Genomic DNA, 19,734 nt, shown 5'->3' with positions numbered 1-19,734 from the left:
GTGAGGTGTACACATGAACAGTTCAGAATGGCATACGAGTGCCAAAACCCGGTGGGAAGATAATGCAGATCACTGGCATTCAAAAAGTGTAGAAATGTGGACAAGTGGAAGCAGAAAGGCTGTCATCCCCTTTTTTCATAAATTTATAGAGAATGGACAAAATGTTGCGGACTTAGGATGTGGTGACGGCTATGGTTCTTATCTTCTGTATGAAAAAGGATATATTGTGACAGGGATGGATTTCTCCAAGAACATGGTTGACATTGCGAGGAAGCAGGAAAGGGAAAACTTGTCATTCGTTCAAGGAGATCTCCGCTCATTACCGTTCCCGGATGGCCAATTCGATGCTGTGATGGCGATAAATTCAGTGGAATGGACGGAAAATCCATTGCACACACTGAACGAGATTGAGCGAGTAGTGGATAAGGGTGGATATATTTGTATCGGCCTCTTAGGACCGACTGCTCACCCTAGAGAAAATGCATATCCCCGTCTTTATGGTGAAGAGGCTATCTGTAATACGATGATGCCTTGGGAATTGGAGAAACTTGCCCATAATAAAGGGTGGAAGAAGATCGGAGAAGACTGGATATACAAAAAAGGGGTGAACCCTTCATTGACAGACACTCTTTCCAATGAATTGAGGCAGGCTTTGACGTTCACGACATTGTTTATGTTTCAAAAATAACGAAAATGATCGATCTGGTTTTGGATCGATCATTTTTTCTAATTTCCGCAAACAGCTTTATCCTTTTTGAAGATGATAACATGTCTTAGGTACATGACAAATAATATCTTCAACAATCGTAGTGCATGCCTGTTCTTTATAGACACTATATATTTTTCCAGTTAATGCTTCTCTGGTATTTTTATCATATAAGCAACGGAATACACTCTCCAGGAAATCGTTGTGTGATGCATAACTGAGGGCAGCCCCCTGCTGAAAAAAGTAGTTGGCATTCTCATTCTCCTGACCGGGAGCAGGCTTGAAAAGGATGATTGGCAGTTTATAAGACGCCGCTTCCGTTAAAGATAATGCACCTGATTTCGTCACGAGGCAATCCGTTAATGAGTAGAGCTTTTCTATTTGAGATACATATCCATAGATGTGGATATTAGTGCTTCTTATGGAATTTTTCAATCGGGTATACAGTTGCTCATTCCTACCACACACAACGGCGGTTTGAAGACCAGTCTTTTTTGATAATGATGTTAATATCGGTTCAATATTCGGAAGCAAACCAAGGCCACCTCCCATAAGGGTGACGGTTTTAAGTGCTGACGAAAGACCGAAGTCTTTATAATATTTTTCATTAGTATACTGGGATCTTGCTCTGACAGGTAAACCGCTGATAATGATTTTTTTATTTTCTACTCCGTAAGTTAGCAGAGTCCTTTTCACCTGCTCACTTGCTACATAATATTTCTCGATCATCGGGTGAATCCACAAAGGGTGCGCACAGTAGTCGGTAATAACGGTATAGGTAGGTATATTTAAGGAAGAATGAAGGCGTAAATATGGTGCAGCATGAAGCGGAAATGTTGTCACAATCAAGGAAGGTGAAAAGGTATCTACCAGTTTCAACATCCTTTTTTTTCCTAAATGCTGATAGAAATTACTTAACCCCTTTGAGGAGAGTTTGTCGGTGCCATAATAAAATGCTTTGTAAAATGGAGTACCGAATTTTGAATACCCTTTTTTTAATAAATATTGAGCAAACGAGTGAATTAAGGGATAGGCTTCCCCATATAAGTCACAGATGTAAACCTGATACCCTTTTTTTCTGAACGTATCTGCAAGGGTTTCAGCAGTTTGAACATGTCCTTCACCAAAGTATGCGGTCAAAATGAGAATGGGTTTTTCGTGTGTCATATGAATTCCCCCGATCAAAGGCAAAATGGTGGTAAGATTAGAGAAAAGAATTGATTTGTAATGTAAAATAGAGAAACACTATACTGTAAGATTACACAGTGATTGTAAATGTTGTTTTATGGTTTAACACGTTTTTAGTAAAATTGAAATGAAGATTGTGTATGCCAAACAAACTAAATATGAAACCAAGAAGGTGAGCGCCTGTGACAACCACGAAGAAAAAAGTACTTTCAGATATTGAGATTGCTCAACAATCCACTCTGATGCCGATACTGGATATTGCGGAAAAAATCGGTCTAACAGAAGATGACATTGAGCTTTATGGTAAATACAAAGGGAAAATATCCTTTGAAGCGATACATAAACTGAAAGACCATTCCCATGGGAAATTAATCCTGGTAACATCAATCAACCCAACACCAGCAGGGGAGGGGAAGTCTACGGTAACAGTGGGGCTCGGGGATGCGTTAAACCAATTAAATAGAAATACCATTATTGCCATGAGGGAGCCTTCTCTTGGACCGACGATGGGGGTAAAGGGGGGAGCAGCTGGAGGCGGTTATTCTCAAGTACTTCCCATGGAGGACATTAACCTCCATTTCACAGGCGATATCCATGCCATTTCCACAGCGAATAATGCTCTGGCTGCCTTGGTGGATAATCATATCCATCAGGGAAACGAATTGAATATCGATCAAAGAAGGGTGGTATGGAAACGCTCAATTGATATGAATGATCGTGCTCTTCGCCAAATCATCGTTGGATTAGGAGGACCAATACAAGGAGTTCCTAGGGAAGACGGATTTGATATCTCTGTAGCGTCTGAAATTATGGCTGTTCTGTGTTTATCACAGAGTATTGGTGAATTAAGAAAAAGACTTGGTCAGATGGTCGTTGCCTATAACGATTCAAAACAACCTGTAACCGTTGAGAATATGGGAATTGAAGGGGCACTGACGTTATTGCTGAAGGATGCACTTAAGCCTAATCTTGTGCAGACCATCGAGCATTCACCTGCTCTCATTCACGGTGGTCCATTTGCGAATATAGCCCATGGCTGCAATAGCATCATGGCGACGAAAACAGCTTTGAAGCTAGCTGATTATGTAGTGACTGAATCTGGATTCGGGGCGGATTTAGGAGCGGAAAAATTCCTGAATATCAAGTCTCGGGCAGCAGGCATATCTCCCGATGCCGTCGTTCTTGTTGCCACTATCCGTGCCTTGAAAATGCATGGAGGGCAGTCTAAAGGTGACCTTCAGACAGAAGACCTTCAGTCCCTTCAAAACGGTTTGTCCAATTTGAAGAAGCACATGGAGACGTTGGAGCAATTTAATGTCCCGTTTGTCATTGCCGTCAACCGGTTCGTAACAGACAGTGACGGTGAAATCAATACCTTGATAAAATGGTGCGAAAACCAGGGCGTAAAGGTTTCACTAACCGACGTATGGGCTAAAGGGGGAAAAGGCGGAGTTGATTTAGCTGAAAAGGTATTACAGGAAATAGAGGGGAAGCAAAGGGAATTTACTCCCCTTTATGAACTGTCTGATCCCATTCAAACGAAAATCGAGGCCATTGCGAAAAAAGTATATGGAGCAAGTGGAGTAGACTATACGGTCAAAGCGAGAAAACAGCTGGAAGAGTATGAAGCACATGGCTGGGGTCTCCTCCCTATCTGTATGGCTAAGACCCAATACTCCCTCTCTGATGACCCAGCAAAACTCGGTCGTCCTGAAAATTTCACCATCACGATACGTGAACTGAAGCCGAAGATCGGTGCAGGTTTCATCGTTGCATTGACAGGAGAAGTGATGACGATGCCGGGACTGCCGAAAAAACCTGCAGCACTCGGAATGAATGTGGACGATAAAGGCAGGGCCATCGGACTGTTTTAATAACTAAAAAAGGAAGGTGGCGGAGAATAGAATATGTTTGACCCAACCGCATTTGATAACTTGAAAGTAATCTTTGAAGGGGGAGTCTACGATCTTGATTTGACAGGGGATATTCAAATACTCGATCGGAAGGATTTGTTTGATTTTGCCCATTATGAACGCTGTTATCAAATTCATTATTCATTGCCTTATAAAAAATCGCTTTCTATCGAGTTTCATTTGAAAGCGGATATGGGACATTTCCTGGCAGAAAGAAAGATGATGACAGAAAAGAATACGGCTGGTGCAGACATCCTTATAGTCTATAAAGGGGATGAAACAGTACACCATAACCGGGAACTCCTTGAAGAAGCCTGGGGGAAAGATAAACACTGGGAATGGAAAGAAGTGAACTCTTCTGTGACATCAACCACATATGAGGGGATCTTAACCTTTAATCGGGTGATAACGGAGGAAATGGTCGATGATGTATTACAGATGATATCGTTCTCAGTAGATACATTGAAACAGCTTGAACGTTAGGACTTCTAGTACCAGAATGAGCTCATATATATAGAAAAAAGGGGATTTAAAAATGAGAATAGCATGGGTTACAGATAGTACAGCATTTGTTCCAAATCATTCGAAGACTGGAGAAAACGACATTTATGTTGTTCCGATGAGCATACTGTTTGGGGAGAGGGAGTATCAGGACGGTATCGACCTGTCCCCGGAAGAATTGTTCGGTATGCTGAGGGATGAAAAGGTTGAAGTGAAAACCTCCCAGCCTTCAATCGGCACGTTTAAGGAATTATTCGAACAATTAGCAAGGGACTATGACTATATCTTTTCTATCCATGTTTCGTCTCATTTCAGCGGAACTTACTCATCTGCCCGTCAGGCAGCGGAATTACTGAAAGACACGATCCCAACTATTATTTGTATTGATTCGAAAATTCTCTCCAATCCATTAACTGAATTGATTCGATACGGTCAACGTTTATTGAAGGAAGGAAAAGATCCACTTCAAATGAAAGAAGCGATTGAAGAAAAAGTAACCTCATGTGAGACTTATGTGATGGTAGGTAGCCTGGAACAACTTCATAAAAGTGGAAGGATGGGTGGACTCTCATTCTTTCTGGGTAGCGTATTAAAGATAAAGCCCATGCTTTCCATAGAAGATGGTAAGCTTAAAGTAGAGGACAAAGTAAGAAGTATAAAAAAGGGCTTGAGCAGCATGAGCCGCCAATTGGATCAGGCTCTCTCTGATAGGACTATTGTGAAAGTATCTGTATTACACGGGTTAAACCGGGAGGATGCAATGGAATGGATGAAACAGTTGCAAGAAGCATACCCTGAAATTGAATTTGGTGCTTACCCCCTTGGAGCAGTGATCGGAGTTCATGCGGGAGAAAATACAATAGGTATAAGCTGGTTTGCGGAAAACGAATGAATTAAGCTGAAAAAGGAGTGATGTGTATAATCAGGCATCCACTCCTTTTTATTCTGAAAAAAGACCATCATTTGGTACAATGGAAGAGAAGGTGAAAATATGGATCCAAAAGAGCTGGACCAAATTATAGAGTATTTAAAACAAGAATACATAGGTGAATCAACGGGCCATGATTGGTACCATTTGGATCGAGTGAGAAAACAGGCACTTAGAATTGCCAGGGGAGAGCATGTTTCCTCTACATATATCATTGAACTTGCATCATTGCTTCACGATGTACCGGATGAGAAGTTCGTAGAAGAAGAGGAAGGAAAGAAAAAGCTGGATCAAATCCTTTCGAATCTCTCTCTTAATGATAGTGATAAAGCGTTATTGAAATCGATCGTCTACTCCATCTCGTATAAAGGTGGTCATGAATCAGAATTGACCACCATAGAAGCAAAAATTGTAAGGGACGCCGACCGCCTGGATGCCATTGGTGCCATCGGGATCGCGAGGACGTTTGCTTATGGGGGCAGAAAAGGAAGATCAATGTATAATCCTGATTTTCAAGTGAGGAAAGAAATGACCCTGGAAGAATACAGAAATGGGGATAGCTCCAGTGTCCATCATTTTCACGAAAAATTATTGAAGTTGAAAGACCTGATGTGTACGGAAACGGGCAGGACCTTGGCAATCGAACGACATGATTTCATGCTCCGGTTTCTAGAGCAATTTAATAAAGAATGGACTGGTCAAGAATGAGAATGATAACAGCTGAGAATCTTTCCAAAACCTATGGAGAGAAAACTCTGTTTAAAGATATTTCCTTTTCCATTGTGGAAAAGGAAAGAGTCGGACTGATCGGAGTGAACGGTACAGGTAAATCAAGTCTGTTAAAACTTATTGCAGGCATGGAAGAATATGATACCGGGGAGCTTACAAAGCCTAACGATTATCATATTGCATACCTTCAACAGGAACCTGTCTTTGATGGGGGATTGACTGTGCTTCAGCAAGTATTCCGGGGGGAAGCTAAAGTCATCCAGGCTATGAGGAACTATGAAACCGTCCTCCTTAAGATGGAGAAGAACCCCGAAGATCCAAAAGTACAGGACGGATTATTCGAAGCACAAAAACAAATGGATATCCTAAATGCATGGGATGCAAGCGCAAATGCAAAAGCCATATTAACCAAGCTTGGCATTCATGATTTCGGGAAGAAAATGAATGAATTATCCGGTGGTCAAAAGAAGAGAGTTGCACTGGCCGGAGTCCTCATTGAAACACCGGACTTGCTTATATTGGACGAACCTACGAACCATTTGGATTATCAGTCCATCAAGTGGCTGGAGGACTATTTGGGTAAATATAACGGATCTGTGTTACTTGTGACACATGATCGCTATTTCCTTGATAGGGTTACGAATCGAATCTTTGAATTGGATGGAGGCAGTCTCTACTCCTACAAAGGAAACTACGCATCCTTTATTGAAGCAAAAGCTTCCCGGGTTGAAGTCGAGCGTCAATTATCCGAAAAACAGCAAAATCTATATCGTAGAGAGCTTGCATGGATGAGGAGGGGGGCAAAAGCCCGAACCACGAAACAAAAGGCCCGCATCCAGCGATTCGAACATCTGGAAGATACGATGTCATCTGGTCCATCCAACGGACAGGTAGATATGGCGATCGGTGGAAACCGTTTAGGCAAACAGGTTTTTGAGTTTAAAAAGGCATCTAAGCAGTTTGAAGACAAGCAGATATTAAGCGAATTCTCTTTTCTAATCAAACCTAAAGACCGTATCGGCATAGTTGGTAAAAACGGAAGCGGCAAATCAACCTTCCTTAATCTACTTGCAGGAACGGATGAGCTTACCATGGGTGAATTGATCAAAGGACAGACCGTTAAAGTTGCTTACTATACCCAAGGTCATGAAGAACTGGATGAAAATATGCGTATGATTGAATATATAAGAGAAGCGGGAGAGTATATTATCACCGATAAGGGAGAACAAGTTTCTGTTACGTCCATGCTCGAGAGATTCCTTTTTCCAATGAGCAGCCACGGAACGTTAATCCGAAAGCTATCCGGGGGTGAAAAACGTAGACTCTTCCTGCTGAAGCTGTTAATGTCCAAACCCAATGTTCTGTTGCTTGATGAACCTACAAATGATTTAGATACGGAAACCCTAACAGTACTTGAGGATTATATCCATGAATTTACCGGGGTAGTGATCACCGTTTCCCATGACCGCTACTTTCTGGACAAAACAGCAGAACAGTTGCTCGTATTTAATGGTGACGGTCAGATTGATTTCTATTATGGGGAATATACCGAGTACCTTGAGAAAAATGAAACTAATAGTAAGAAACAGGTGACAGATTCACCTAAAGAACCCAGCCCTGTTAAAGAAGTCAAGGAGAAAGAGAAAAAGAGACTGTCTTATATGGAGAAAAGAGAGTGGGATGAAATTGAAGATAAAATGGCTGATATCGAAGGGAAAATAGAGGAAGCGGACGCTGAGCTTCAAAAAGTCGGCAGTAATTTTGAACGTGCACAGCAACTGATGAGCGTGAGTGAAAAGTTAAACGAAGAATTGGAAGAGCTCATTGAAAGATGGACGTATCTCTCTGAATTTGCCGATTAAGCCTCTTCATTTAAGGCATCGCAGATACTGTGTTAGAATGAAAGATATATGAACCGTTAAAGAAAGGGGTAAGAAAGCTTGAGGATATTATCGATTGAACCTACTCCAAGTCCTAATACGATGAAAGTTCTTCTTGATCAGGAAATGAAGGCCGGGAAGAGCAATAATTATAAAAAAGATGAAGCTGAAGGCGCTCCTCCTGTCATCAAACAAATTTTGGCCATTGACGGTATTAAGGGAGTCTACCATGTTGCCGACTTCTTAGCCGTTGAACGTAACGCTAAATTCGATTGGCAGGAGCTTTTACCACAGGTCAGGAAAGCATTTGGTGAAGATACTTTAGACCAGGAAAGTGAATCACCAATGGAAGAACACTTTGGCGAAGTGAATGTTGCCGTTCAAATGTTCAAAGGGATTCCCATGCAAGTGAAAGTATCAGATGGGGAACAAGAAAAGCGATTTTCTTTACCCGCACCATTTCTTGAAGCAATAGGTCAGGCTCAAAAAGAAGGGGATAATGTTGTTCTCCTGAGAAAATGGAAAGATTATGGCATTCGTTACGGAGATTTAGATGAGATTGGAAACAATGTGACAGAAGAATTTGTAGCAGCCTATCCCTCAGAAAGAATCTCCACAATTGTCAAAGAGGCGACGGAAACAACAGATTCCAAGGGACCGATTATCTATAAGAAAAAGCAAAAAGTGAGCTTATCTGACTTTAAAGCACCCGATTGGCAAACGAGGTATCAAAAGCTGGATTCAATGGAGGATCCGACTCTAAATGACTTGCCTCTTCTGGAAGCAGCTCTCGAGGATGAAAAGGTATCTATACGCCGTTTGGCTGTTGTGTACTTAGGAATGATTGAAGATGAAAAAGTCCTTCCATTGCTGTACAAAGGGCTGCATGATAAATCCGTGACCGTAAGAAGAACGGCTGGAGATTGTCTTTCAGACTTAGGCTTCAGTGAAGCAACTCCGGAAATGACTCACGCCTTAAAAGATAAGAGTAAACTTGTCAGATGGCGTGCTGCCATGTTCCTGTATGAAGTGGGAGATGCATCGGCATTGCCGGGCTTAAAGGAAGCAGAAAATGACCCTGAATTTGAAGTGAAGCTTCAAGTGAAAATGGCCATCGAACGAATAGAAGGCGGGGAAGAAGCAAAAGGATCTGTTTGGAAACAGATGACCGAAGCACGTCACCAGTAAAAAAGGGAAAGGATTGATTAATGATGTCTATGGCATATGAAGAATATATGAGACAGTTGGTTACCCCGATGAGACAGGAATTGACTAAAGCAGGTTTTAAGGAGCTTGGGACAGAAGAAGAAGTAGTGAATTATATGGAAAACGCAGAAGGAACGACTCTTGTTGTTGTGAACTCTGTATGTGGATGTGCGGCAGGACTGGCGAGACCAGCAGCAACTCAATCAGTCGTGAATAACGAAAAAAGCCCCGATCACCTTATAACGGTATTTGCCGGTCAGGACAAGGAAGCGACTGCCAAAATGAGAGAATACTTTGACGGATACGAACCATCTTCTCCTTCCATGGCTTTGCTTAAAGGGAACAAAGTCGTTCACTTCATCCCAAGAGAGGAAATTGAAGACCACGACATTTCTTCGATTATTTCGAATCTGGTTACAGCCTTTAACGAGAATTGCTAAATGGATATCGCAAATCGAAACGGGTGACATGGTCATCCGTTTTCTAATTGTGGTAGGATAATGAAGGATAAAAAAGCATAACCGAAGGAGAATCATGAAGTGTTTGTCACAACGTGCGGGAGAGCAAATCAAGAAGTAATAGAAAAAGCGCATCATACAGCCGATACACTCTTTATTCCATATGTCCCGAGGAAAAAAAGGTCGATTCGTCACCATATGAAAACCTATGACGAGGACTGCCTGGTAATCGGAAAAGAAAGGTTGGAGCTTCATACGAGGGAAGAAAATAGCGAGCCATTCTTTTTTCATCCTAATTCAGCATCGTTTCGGATCAAAAGGCTATTGCGAGGCGAGAAGGACCCGCTCATAGAAGCTGCAGATCTTCAAGAAGGCATGAGCTTTCTGGACTGTACCCTGGGTCTTGCATCAGATAGTATCATTGCCAGTCATATTGTGGGGGAGACGGGCAATGTAACCGGAATTGAAGCCAATAAGTATATTTCCTATATTCTCGTACATGGACTTAAGGGATGGATATCTCCACTTCAAGAATTAAATAGCGCCATGAATCGGATAACCGTTATCAACGGACAATTTCAGGAAGAATTAAAGAAGTTGGCAGAAGACTCATTTGACGTTGTTTACATTGATCCCATGTTTGAAGACGCATTGACCGATTCTCATGGTATCAATCCTATAAGACAATGGGCAAGTTATACTGGGGTTACAAAAATGGGAATAGAAGAAGCGAAAAGAGTGGCGAAAAAGCGTGTTGTATTAAAAGAACATTATCAATCATCTTTATTTAAAGAAATGGGTTTCGAAGTGATGAAAAGGCCTTCAGCCAAGTTTCATTTTGGGGTGATTCGGTTATAAATGACCTAATAAAATAGACAGGCATCTTCTGCCTGTCTAATCTCATAAGTATTAATCAGTGAACCCTAGTACAATAAAATAACCTAACAGAAGTATGTATCCAATATTGATCATAATTCCAGTATCCATTTAGTTATCCTCCTTACAAAATATCCTCATTAATATACTACCACATAAAGATTTTTATATCCTACAAAAAAATGAAACCTTTTTCACTTTTTAATCGTAAGAAGTAGTATAATAATAGACGTAATACATAGGAAAGGACGTTATCTATGTCAATCTGGCTCAAAAAGTCGTTTTTTATACTACTATCCATCCTGACATTTGGACTTGTTTCTCCATCACAAGCCTTTCTAAATGAAGAAAATCATGCACTTGCAAAGAATAATGGCAAGCCTGCCACCATGGAATCCACTCCAGAGGAAACACGGGAAGAAGAGTCGGTCGTTTCCCATGGTGTGTTTATAGAGAATATGCTGGCACAAGCAGAGAAAAATGCGTATGAAAAGTTTGGTACAAAAATCAAACCTGTTATTGAAGACGAGTTCAAGTCGTTGATCCTGCCAAATATAGAGAAAGCGATAGCTGATACGGCTTCACAATTTCCAGAAGAAGACTTAACGTCACTTACTATATCAGAAGTACCTCAATATGCCAAAACCGAAAAGATTTTTCATATCTATGACGAAAGATCCGGTGAAGATGTTATTCGATTTCATGTGAGAAAAGATCATCCACCTAAAGATGGCTATTATTTCAACTTTCACTACCATACGGTGCACGATCAATTTCAAACGCACCATGATTTAGGAAACATTTATTGGAATAAAAACACTCCTCCCCAATGGATGAGCGTTTCCTGATTTAACATAAATAAAAAACAAGTACGTTAATGAGCGTACTTGTTTTTTTATTTGTCATATTTTTAGTATTGGAAACAATCTCTTCTAAAAACATGTCTATTATTATGGTAAAATAGTAATAAATAAATCGTCCGAACCTATAAAGAAAAAAAGGAGGGACAAAAATGAAGCGAACCTTCATCATCCTTCTGATTTCGGTTACTCTTTTGATTCTCTGGACTCACACGAATGCAAACTACAGCGGTACCCTCTTAAAGCACTCTCCCCTTAAAACAAAATTGAATCTTCAATCCGGTACACAATTAGAAGAAATCATCCTTTTGCCTGAATCCAATTATGATCAGGAAGAGGCAATGGAAATCATCAAGAGATTGGACCATATTCCAACAACGCTCTTGGATTCCACCGAAACGAAAGATATAAAAGTACGGCTCTTCGAAAAAAAATTAACCGATTTTTCTACCACAAGTCACTTGAAAGGAGTCACCCCCAGAGGGTACACTAATAAAAGTATTACATGGGATGATGTCCCAGGTATTGGTGGTTCCAAGCTGGTTTTAGTAAAGATTGGTCATAGTGAGAAAGGGAAGGGGCACAATTCATACAACCTGGAGCTTCATGAGCTTGCCCACAGCATTGATCGCTACGTATTAACGGATCTATATTATGACCTGGAATTCTTACCCCTTTGGAAAAGGGAAGCACCACGGGTATTCCCGGATGAACCTTATTTTCTTCAATACAAAGAAGAATATTTTGCTGAAACATTTGCTATGTACTACTTGAATCCCGAAACTAGGAATCTACTAAAGAAAAAGGCACCCGCAACATATCGATTTATTAAAGAACTATAAACTTATTAAAGGTGTGGTCAATGTGAAGCAGTATTTAGACTTGTGCAAACATGTAATGGAAAACGGGACAAAGAAGGAGGATCGGACCGGTACTGGCACGATCAGTACGTTCGGTTATCAAATGCGTTTTGATTTACAGGAAGGGTTCCCTCTTCTTACTACTAAAAAGCTTCATGTGAAATCCATCATCCATGAACTTCTATGGTTTTTAAAAGGCGATACAAACGTAGCCTATCTCCAGGAAAACGGGGTCCGCATATGGAATGAATGGGCGGATGAAAATGGAAATCTCGGACCTGTCTACGGTCATCAATGGAGATCGTGGTCAGGATCGAATGGTGAAACCATCGACCAGATTACCAATCTCATCGAAACGATTAAACATAACCCTGACTCAAGAAGAATGATCGTCAGCGCATGGAATGCAGCCGATGTAGACGATATGGCTTTGCCTCCTTGTCACTGTCTGTTCCAATTCTACGTAGCAGATGGAAAACTGTCCTGTCAGTTGTACCAACGCTCTGCAGATGTATTCCTTGGTGTTCCGTTTAATATGGCTTCTTATGCTCTATTAACGATGATGGTGGCACAGGCTTGTGATTTGGAAGCCGGAGAGTTCGTTCATACATTTGGCGACGTGCATATCTATCAGAATCACGTTGAACAAGTAAACTTACAGCTATCAAGGGAACCTAAAGCATTACCGAAGCTAACGATCAATCCTGAAATCAAAGATATCTTCGGTTTCAGCTTTGAAGACTTCAAACTTGAAGGATATGATCCACATCCGCATATCAAAGGAGTCGTGAGTGTATGATATCTTTTATTTGGGCAATGGATCAGAATCAGCTGATAGGGAAGGATAATGGGCTGCCGTGGAGACTGCCGGAGGACCTGAAATTTTTCAAAAAGACGACGAATGGACATGGAATTGTAATGGGGAGAAAGACATTCGACTCCATCGGAAAGCCCTTGCCAAATCGTGAAAATGTCATTCTGACCAGAAACACCAGTTTCCAACAAGATGGCTGCCTTGTTTTACATTCTGTGGAGGAAGTTGTGAAATGGTCCGAAGAAAGAGATGGAGAAATCTTTATCATGGGTGGAAGAGAAATATATAAACAGTTCATCCCTCATGTAGAGAAACTTTATGTCACTGAGATCCATCATGAATTCGAAGGGGATACGAGCATGCCTCATATTCCTTGGGAACAGTTTACCTGTATTTCTTCAGAAATGGGAGTAAAGGACGAAAAAAATCCTTACGACTATGAATTCAAGATCTATGCAAGAAAATAGATGATTGGCAGTTTGGTACTCAGATAAAGTCACCTTGTATAACTAATCGATTCCTTAACTGAAAAAGTTCTTGAAGAATACATCATAAGAAAAAGTCCGGCCAGGTGGCTGGACTTTTTCTTATGATTAAAATGAAATCTTCATACATAAAACAAGATACAAAAATACATAAAGCTGCTTCCTGCAAGGACGAAAAGATGCCAGATGGCGTGATTATATGGAAGCTTGTTCCACACGTAGAAGATGGCTCCGATGGAATACATGATACCACCTGTTAACAGCAGGCCAAAACCTGCCCCAGTCAAACTCGCATACAATGGTTTAATGGCAATGATCACGAGCCAGCCCATCACAAGATAGAAGAGGGTGGAAACTACTTGATATCGTTGAACAAAGTAACACTTAAATACAATCCCCACAATGGCAAGGCCCCACACGATTCCAAACAAAGTCCATCCGAGTGCCCCTCGCACACTGACAAGCATAAATGGTGTATATGTTCCTGCAATCAGTACATAAATAGCCGAATGGTCCAGTATTGCAAAAAGATTTTTTACCTTAGAAGGCTTAAAGCTGTGTAAGAGGGTTGAAAATAAGTATAGAAGAATCATTGAAGCACCGAATATGGAGAAGCTGACAATGTGCCAGGCAGAACCTTCATGAATGGCAAAGATGATTAACATCACTAAAGCCGGGATACTCAAAATCAATCCGATACCATGAGTTATGGCATTGGCAACTTCTTCTTTCCAATTAGAAAAATCGAAATCATATGTCAAAGAAGGTTCATCCTTTCTACGATCATCTCAAGGATCGTTTAACGAGTGATTTGTATATATTCATGATAATCCTCTTTTCGCCAATGTGCAATTATTAACATAGTAAAGGGTTAAAGTGTTCCGTTTGGATTAGAGATTAGAATGATGTATATTCCTAAGTAAAGGAATATACAGGAGGTGGGAATATGTGTGGTAGATTTTCCTTGACGACCCCTTTAGAAGAATTGGTGAAGCAATACTTGATTGAAGAAATTCATGAAGATTGGCAGCCGAGATACAACATTGCTCCATCACAGAACGTCCTTTCTCTTATTTCTCATAAAGGGAAGCGGAGAGCAGGGGGCATAACGTGGGGACTTGTACCCCACTGGGCCAACCCCGCCAAGTGGAAACCACTAATTAATGCACGAAGCGAAACGCTTCTAGACAAACCCAGTTTCAGATCCCTTGTACATTCGAGGAGAATGGTGGTCTTTGCTGATGGTTTCTATGAATGGAAGAAGGAGAAATCTGTTAAGGTACCGGTAAGGTTCCAATTGAATAAAGAAGAGCCATTTGTGTTTGCAGGATTATGGGACAAAAATGGGGAGGTTGCAACCTCTACTATCCTGACAACAGAAGCTAATTCCCTGGTGGGACATGTCCATGAGAGGATGCCGGTGATGCTCACGAACCGTGAAGATATTGAGAAGTGGCTTAATACAGATGAATACTCCTTTGCACAAGCTGCATCTGTTTTAAAACCACTTCCCCATGAATGGATGAAAGGATATCAAGTTTCCTCAACTGTGAACTCACCTAAACATGATACATCGGAATGCATTGTCCCAGTATCATCTGGAATATAAAAAATATTGGCACTTTTGCACGATTTGACATTTTATGCAGTCCGAAATAGGGTATAATATAAGCATAAACGGGTGAAAAAGAGGATTGATACTTTGCTGACAAAAACCATCGAGTTCAAATCAAAGTATGGACGGAAGGTCAAAATCTTAGAAGTTCCTGTAATGAAGAAAGATAACCCCCGCTACCTAAGGGTAAATCTTAGGCTGCATCAATTCATCACTAAAATCATCAATCAAAATGAGCCTAAGACCATCTTCAGCTTTAGAGAACATTTAAAGAGAACGACGAAATGGTCAGAGTATGAAGAAATTTATCAATCAGACGAGTTAAAGAATAATGCATAAGTTTTCCGGGGGTCTGGTCCTGTGGTGCAGAGGCTGCACAGGATCAGACCTTTTTATTTGAGTACCCTTATGAGTAAGGAGAGTGCCCCATTTACAACAATCTCACCCATTGAGTATAAATGCTGACTATCTATTTAAATCCTAGGCGTTTAACGATATAATACTTATGATATGGGAGATAGGATGTGGCAAAATTGACCGAAATTAAGATTGTAACAGACTCGACAGTAGATTTAACGGATGAAGTTTTACAGGAGCTAAATATTCATGTGGTTCCACTGTCTATTTCAATTGATGGGGAAACCTACTTAGATAGAATAGATCTTTCACCTTTAAGCTTCTTAGAAAAAATGAAGGCTTCGAAGGAATTACCAAAAAGTTCTCAACCCCCTGCAGGGTCATTTGTTGAACTTTATAATGAATTAGGCAAAGATGGATCAAAAGTGTTATCCATACATATGACCGGTAATATGAGTGGGACTGTTCGATCAGCAGAGTCTGCTGCAGACATGTCTTCAGCAGATGTGACAGTAGTGGATTCCCGTTTCATTTCGAAAGGTTTGGCTTTTCAGGTGATGGAAGCGGCGAAGCTTGCTAAAGAAGGAAAGACTTTAGAAGAGATCCTTGCCTCCATCGATGAAATCCGTTCAAACACTAAATTGTTTGTAGTGGTCGATACCCTGGAAAATCTGGTGAAAGGTGGAAGAATCGGTAAAGGACGTGCCATGATTGGTTCCTTGCTCAATATCAAGCCGATCGCTTCTTTAGAAGGAGCAGAGTATACTCCGGTTGCGAAGGTCAGAAGCCATTCACAGGTAGTGAAGTACTTAACATCCCAGTTTGTTGAAGATGTGAAAGGAAAGACTATCCGGGGGGTAGGATTGGTTCACGCGGACGGATTAAATCTGGCACAAAACCTGAAAGCAAAGATTATTGAAAAGACAGGTTTCGATCAAATTGAGATTTCTCCTACAACTCCAATCATTAGTACCCACACAGGGATTGGTGCGATTGGGTTTATGTATTACACAGAGTAATGAATGAAAGACGAAGTGGATTTTATCCTTTCGTCTTTTTTATATTCGCAAAAAAAAACAGCAGAGGAGACCTGCTGTCTGATTTTATGAAGGCATCGGTGTAGGGGTTGGTTTTGCATAGCCTTCCTTATACTGTTCATCAATAAACGTCCTGATCTGTTTGATGGATTCACCATTTTTATATTTTACGATGGATTCAGCTGCAATTTTTAAGCAAAGCTCACATCTGGTACCGTGATCATCCCAAACCACTTTATCCCCTTCCGTCTTATAAACAAAGCAATTAAGGTTGCTTTCGTGCCCGGCTGCATCACCGCACCCACAATAACAAGGAATATATTTTAGGAGTTCGGGGTTTTTTGCTGCTGAGGAATAAATGAGTCTCATATTGTCATCTTTATCATCAAGAAAAGACGGAAGAGTATCGACAGAAGCTGTTTCTTCTCGAATATCCCCATTAGCCGCAGTGTGATCATGGTGAGCTTCTTCATTTTGGTTGCTTGAACACCCTGCAAGAATTCCTAATAAACCGATCACACATGTGAAATACACTAATATATTTTTCTTCATACCATTCACCTTTCATTATGATCCTACACGTATTGTACCATTTTCATAAAAGAGGTTTACTACCAGTTTTTGTTGATTTTATGAATATTCTTGCGACCTCATAACAGAATCAATCATATCATAGGAATATAATAGGTAAGAAAGACTCAGTTTATGGGCATGAGATTGCATCAGTCCTTCCTTATTATGCAGGATTTTCGGAGAAGGGAAGTGTACGTTCTTGTCTGATAAAAAGAAAGTGTTGGTGATTTCGGATTTTGGAATTGATGATATTGTGGCTGTGTTGTATGCCTACTATAGTGGTACGATCGAAATCGTGGGCATTGTATCAGACTATGGTAATGTTTCAAGAGAAGCCGCATTAAAAAATGTGAAATACCTGCAGAGCATTACAGGGATTACGGATATTCCGGTTATCGGTGGAGCGGTATCTTCCTTAACGGGAACACAACCCCAGTTCTACCCTGAAGTTCATGGGGTGGCGGGACTTGGTCCGATCAGTCCTGATGAGATTGAATTTAGCCCAGCTGACATCAGTGAAAGTTTCTATGAAATCAAGGAACTCATAAATCACTATGCGGGAGAAATCTATATATACTCTGCAGGTCGATTAACCTCCTTGGCAACTGCCTTTGTTTTATATCCAGAAACGATGAAAAAAGTAAAAGAATTTTATGTAATGGGTGGGGCATTCCATGTACCGGGAAATGTTACTCCAGTGGCAGAGGCGAATTTCTACGGAGACCCATACGCAGCCAATATCCTGATTCAGCTTGCTCCAAAGAAAATTCATCTCATTCCATTGGATGTTACAATGTATGCACTCATAACACCCGCCATGATTGATCAACTCCATGAATTTTATGTGAAGTCCAATGATAAGGTTGGTCAGATCATAAAGCCAATGGTGGATTATTATTATAAGTTTTATAAAAAGACCTATCCTGAAATATCAGGAAGCCCCCTTCATGATTTATTGGCCATGTGGGCACTCGCTGATGGTGGAAAAATGACCTTTGAAGATGTACCGATACGTGTTGCCGTCAATACAGGATGTACCTTTGGGCAAAGCATTGGGGATTTTAGGAAGTCACCGGATAAAGCACACTGGCCCATCCATAAAATTGCGAAACAATTCCATTACGGTCAGTTCATAACTGAAGTATTTGCAACCCTGCAATCAGGGCCGACACGTTAAAATTCGAGAAGTTCTATTTAAGATAAGTAAGTCCGATGATGAGTGTATTAATGTTTTACCAGTCATAAACCGTGATATAATAAATAAAAGAGTAAGCGAGGTGACACATATGAAAAAAATAGCTGTTCTCATGCTCGCTTTTGTTTTTTTCCTGTCAGGATGTTCGTTAGAAGATGCTGCTGATCATATTACAAGAGAAGTATCCAACTGGGATAAAGAAAGTCCAAATGAAACTTTTATACCGAAGAACTTAAAGGTGGTTTCAATTGGGGATTCATTGACTCAAGGTGTTGGTGATAGTACGAAAAAGGGTGGATATGTTCCTTATTTGGAAAGGAATCTCGAATCATTGGATGGTGTGAAGGACGCCCAGTTTCATAACTACGGAGTCAGGGGAAACCGTACGGATCAATTATTGAAAAGACTGAAGAAGGAAGATGTGAAATCTTCCATCGGGGAGTCGGATTTAGTCATGATCACAATCGGCGGGAACGATGTTATGAAAATTTTTCGTGAAAATTTATCACACTTGAAATTAGAGGTGTTTCAGGAGGAGAAAAGGCAATATCAGCTCCGGTTAAAGGAAATTATTGAAACGATCCGAAGTTATAACCCCGACGCAGGTATTGTCCTTGTCGGTCTGTATAATCCCTTTAACACCTGGTTTTCAGATATTGATGAGGTCAATCAGGTGATCTATAATTGGAATGAAGCAAGCAGACAGGTGCTGTCGGGTTATGATCAGACGTTATTTGTTAAGATCCAGGACTTATTTATAGATGCAGGAGATACTTTGCTGTATGAAGACTACTTTCATCCCAATGATGAAGGATACAAATTGATCGCAGATCGAATGTTTACGGATCTTGCAAACGGGGAAACATTAGCTACATTGACAGAGAAAAGAGATTCTGTTGAGGAAGAGGAGCAGCCGTCATGAAGAATAAATGGAAGGTAGGGTTTTTTGTCCTTTTAGGGCTGATAATATTGGGATTCGTCATCATTGTTTCCATGATATTTATGCCAATAAAGGATGATGCACTGCCGAAAGATAACAAAAATCCTAATCAACAAGTTGGGTTTAATGTAGAGACAAACAAAAATGACTTAAATCTTATTATCGAACATTATATAGAAGAAGAAGGAATGAAAGGGCCGGTGGATTATGATGTTCAACTGAAGGATGATGTTGAACTGCTCGGTTCTGTCCCTGTCTTTACTTCCGACCTGGACTTTAAGTTGAATTTCGAACCGAAAGCTTTGGATAATGGGGATATTCTGTTAAAACAAAAATCCATTTCAGTAGGTTCTTTGAATCTTCCGGTTAACTACGTGTTAAAAGTCATTAGAGATTCTTATAATTTCCCGGATTGGGTGAAAATTCAACCTAACGATGAATTGATTTACGTCTCACTACAAGACATGAAGTTAAAAAGTGATGTGAAAGTTCGGGCAAACGAATTCGATTTGAAAAATGATAATATTTCATTCAGATTGCTCGTCCCTGTTGACCGTGCCCAATAAAGAAAAGGTGGCTTCCTTCTGAAGTCACCTTTTTATTTTCCAACATT

22 protein-coding genes are annotated in these 19,734 nt (G+C 40.6%); 19 read left to right on the top strand and 3 right to left on the bottom strand.

Translation table 11 applies throughout. The features are described 5' to 3' along the window. The first annotated feature begins 13 nt into the window (after window positions 1-13). The gene (locus BAA9072_RS03110) at window positions 14-688 is read left to right on the top strand and encodes a class I SAM-dependent methyltransferase (protein WP_201713249.1); all 675 of its coding nucleotides are present in this window, start codon (window positions 14-16) and stop codon (window positions 686-688) included. A gap of 57 nt (window positions 689-745) precedes the next feature. Here BAA9072_RS03110 and BAA9072_RS03105 read toward each other — a convergent pair whose 3' ends face one another. Next, window positions 746-1,873, bottom strand: a complete 1,128-nt coding sequence (locus BAA9072_RS03105; protein ID WP_201713248.1) for an MGDG synthase family glycosyltransferase — start codon at window positions 1,871-1,873, stop codon at window positions 746-748. 203 nt (window positions 1,874-2,076) lie between these two features. Here BAA9072_RS03105 and BAA9072_RS03100 point away from each other — a divergent pair, with 203 nt between their 5' ends. The 12 genes from BAA9072_RS03100 to BAA9072_RS03045 all read left to right on the top strand — a co-directional run bounded on the left by BAA9072_RS03100 (window position 2,077) and on the right by BAA9072_RS03045 (window position 13,386). Continuing rightward, on the top strand, window positions 2,077-3,768 hold the full coding sequence (locus BAA9072_RS03100; RefSeq protein ID WP_269139894.1) for a formate--tetrahydrofolate ligase: 1,692 nt from the start codon (window positions 2,077-2,079) through the stop codon (window positions 3,766-3,768). 33 nt (window positions 3,769-3,801) lie between these two features. Continuing rightward, on the top strand, window positions 3,802-4,290 hold the full coding sequence (locus tag BAA9072_RS03095; RefSeq protein ID WP_201713247.1) for a hypothetical protein: 489 nt from the start codon (window positions 3,802-3,804) through the stop codon (window positions 4,288-4,290). Between the two features lie 52 nt (window positions 4,291-4,342). Further along, on the top strand, window positions 4,343-5,200 hold the full coding sequence (locus BAA9072_RS03090; protein WP_201713246.1) for a DegV family protein: 858 nt from the start codon (window positions 4,343-4,345) through the stop codon (window positions 5,198-5,200). A gap of 99 nt (window positions 5,201-5,299) precedes the next feature. Then, window positions 5,300-5,944, top strand: coding sequence for an HD domain-containing protein (locus tag BAA9072_RS03085; RefSeq protein ID WP_201713245.1), 645 nt, complete (start codon window positions 5,300-5,302; stop codon window positions 5,942-5,944). Further along, entirely contained in the window at window positions 5,941-7,827 is a 1,887-nt protein-coding gene (locus tag BAA9072_RS03080; RefSeq protein WP_201713244.1) for an ABC-F family ATP-binding cassette domain-containing protein, read from the top strand. The genes BAA9072_RS03085 and BAA9072_RS03080 overlap by 4 nt, the downstream gene beginning before the upstream one ends. A 78-nt stretch (window positions 7,828-7,905) precedes the next feature. Further along, entirely contained in the window at window positions 7,906-9,033 is a 1,128-nt protein-coding gene (locus BAA9072_RS03075) for a conserved virulence factor C family protein (RefSeq protein ID WP_201713243.1), read from the top strand. A 23-nt stretch (window positions 9,034-9,056) separates the two neighbouring features. Continuing rightward, window positions 9,057-9,491: a BrxA/BrxB family bacilliredoxin gene (locus BAA9072_RS03070; protein ID WP_201713676.1), complete on the top strand. Its 435-nt coding sequence runs from the start codon at window positions 9,057-9,059 to the stop codon at window positions 9,489-9,491. Between the two features lie 99 nt (window positions 9,492-9,590). Beyond that, window positions 9,591-10,367 carry a class I SAM-dependent methyltransferase gene (locus BAA9072_RS03065; RefSeq protein WP_201713242.1) on the top strand — a complete coding sequence of 259 codons (777 nt, stop codon included), beginning with the start codon at window positions 9,591-9,593 and terminating at the stop codon, window positions 10,365-10,367. Window positions 10,368-10,642: 275 nt separating this feature from the next. After that, complete coding sequence (locus BAA9072_RS03060) at window positions 10,643-11,233, top strand: YpjP family protein (protein ID WP_201713241.1); 591 nt, start codon at window positions 10,643-10,645, stop codon at window positions 11,231-11,233. Window positions 11,234-11,397: 164 nt separating this feature from the next. Beyond that, a complete protein-coding gene (locus tag BAA9072_RS03055) occupies window positions 11,398-12,087 on the top strand; it encodes an anthrax toxin lethal factor-related metalloendopeptidase (protein WP_201713240.1) in 690 nt (229 codons plus the stop codon). Between the two features lie 22 nt (window positions 12,088-12,109). After that, complete coding sequence (locus BAA9072_RS03050) at window positions 12,110-12,904, top strand: thymidylate synthase (RefSeq protein WP_201713239.1); 795 nt, start codon at window positions 12,110-12,112, stop codon at window positions 12,902-12,904. Then, window positions 12,901-13,386, top strand: coding sequence for a dihydrofolate reductase (locus tag BAA9072_RS03045; protein WP_201713238.1), 486 nt, complete (start codon window positions 12,901-12,903; stop codon window positions 13,384-13,386). The genes BAA9072_RS03050 and BAA9072_RS03045 overlap by 4 nt, the downstream gene beginning before the upstream one ends. A gap of 140 nt (window positions 13,387-13,526) precedes the next feature. Here BAA9072_RS03045 and trhA read toward each other — a convergent pair whose 3' ends face one another. After that, window positions 13,527-14,165, bottom strand: a complete 639-nt coding sequence (gene trhA, locus BAA9072_RS03040) for a PAQR family membrane homeostasis protein TrhA (RefSeq protein ID WP_201713237.1) — start codon at window positions 14,163-14,165, stop codon at window positions 13,527-13,529. Window positions 14,166-14,350: 185 nt separating this feature from the next. Here trhA and BAA9072_RS03035 point away from each other — a divergent pair, with 185 nt between their 5' ends. The 3 genes from BAA9072_RS03035 (at window position 14,351) to BAA9072_RS03025 (ending at window position 16,395) form a co-directional block, all read left to right on the top strand. Further along, the gene (locus tag BAA9072_RS03035; RefSeq protein ID WP_201713236.1) at window positions 14,351-15,013 is read left to right on the top strand and encodes an SOS response-associated peptidase; all 663 of its coding nucleotides are present in this window, start codon (window positions 14,351-14,353) and stop codon (window positions 15,011-15,013) included. A gap of 93 nt (window positions 15,014-15,106) precedes the next feature. Beyond that, complete coding sequence (locus BAA9072_RS03030) at window positions 15,107-15,358, top strand: DUF2535 family protein (protein WP_201713235.1); 252 nt, start codon at window positions 15,107-15,109, stop codon at window positions 15,356-15,358. Between the two features lie 194 nt (window positions 15,359-15,552). Continuing rightward, entirely contained in the window at window positions 15,553-16,395 is an 843-nt protein-coding gene (locus BAA9072_RS03025) for a DegV family protein (protein WP_201713675.1), read from the top strand. Between the two features lie 84 nt (window positions 16,396-16,479). Here the strand turns inward: BAA9072_RS03025 and BAA9072_RS03020 are convergent, their stop codons facing one another. Beyond that, window positions 16,480-16,965: a PCYCGC domain-containing protein gene (locus BAA9072_RS03020; RefSeq protein ID WP_201713234.1), complete on the bottom strand. Its 486-nt coding sequence runs from the start codon at window positions 16,963-16,965 to the stop codon at window positions 16,480-16,482. Between the two features lie 220 nt (window positions 16,966-17,185). Here BAA9072_RS03020 and BAA9072_RS03015 point away from each other — a divergent pair, with 220 nt between their 5' ends. The 3 genes from BAA9072_RS03015 to BAA9072_RS03005 all read left to right on the top strand — a co-directional run bounded on the left by BAA9072_RS03015 (window position 17,186) and on the right by BAA9072_RS03005 (window position 19,687). Further along, the gene (locus tag BAA9072_RS03015) at window positions 17,186-18,163 is read left to right on the top strand and encodes a nucleoside hydrolase (RefSeq protein ID WP_201713233.1); all 978 of its coding nucleotides are present in this window, start codon (window positions 17,186-17,188) and stop codon (window positions 18,161-18,163) included. A 109-nt stretch (window positions 18,164-18,272) separates the two neighbouring features. Beyond that, window positions 18,273-19,103 (top strand): SGNH/GDSL hydrolase family protein, encoded by an 831-nt coding sequence (locus BAA9072_RS03010; protein ID WP_201713232.1) that lies wholly within the window; start codon window positions 18,273-18,275, stop codon window positions 19,101-19,103. Continuing rightward, complete coding sequence (locus tag BAA9072_RS03005) at window positions 19,100-19,687, top strand: YpmS family protein (RefSeq protein WP_201713231.1); 588 nt, start codon at window positions 19,100-19,102, stop codon at window positions 19,685-19,687. Before BAA9072_RS03010 ends, BAA9072_RS03005 begins: the two co-directional genes overlap by 4 nt. The last annotated feature ends 47 nt before the right edge of the window (window positions 19,688-19,734 follow it).

Origin of the sequence: Rossellomorea arthrocnemi, assembly GCF_904424705.1 — a bacterium.
Lineage (GTDB): Bacteria > Bacillota > Bacilli > Bacillales > Bacillaceae_B > Rossellomorea > Rossellomorea arthrocnemi.
Note: the sequence above shows the minus strand (reverse complement) of the source record. Positions and strands in the feature narration are given on the sequence as shown.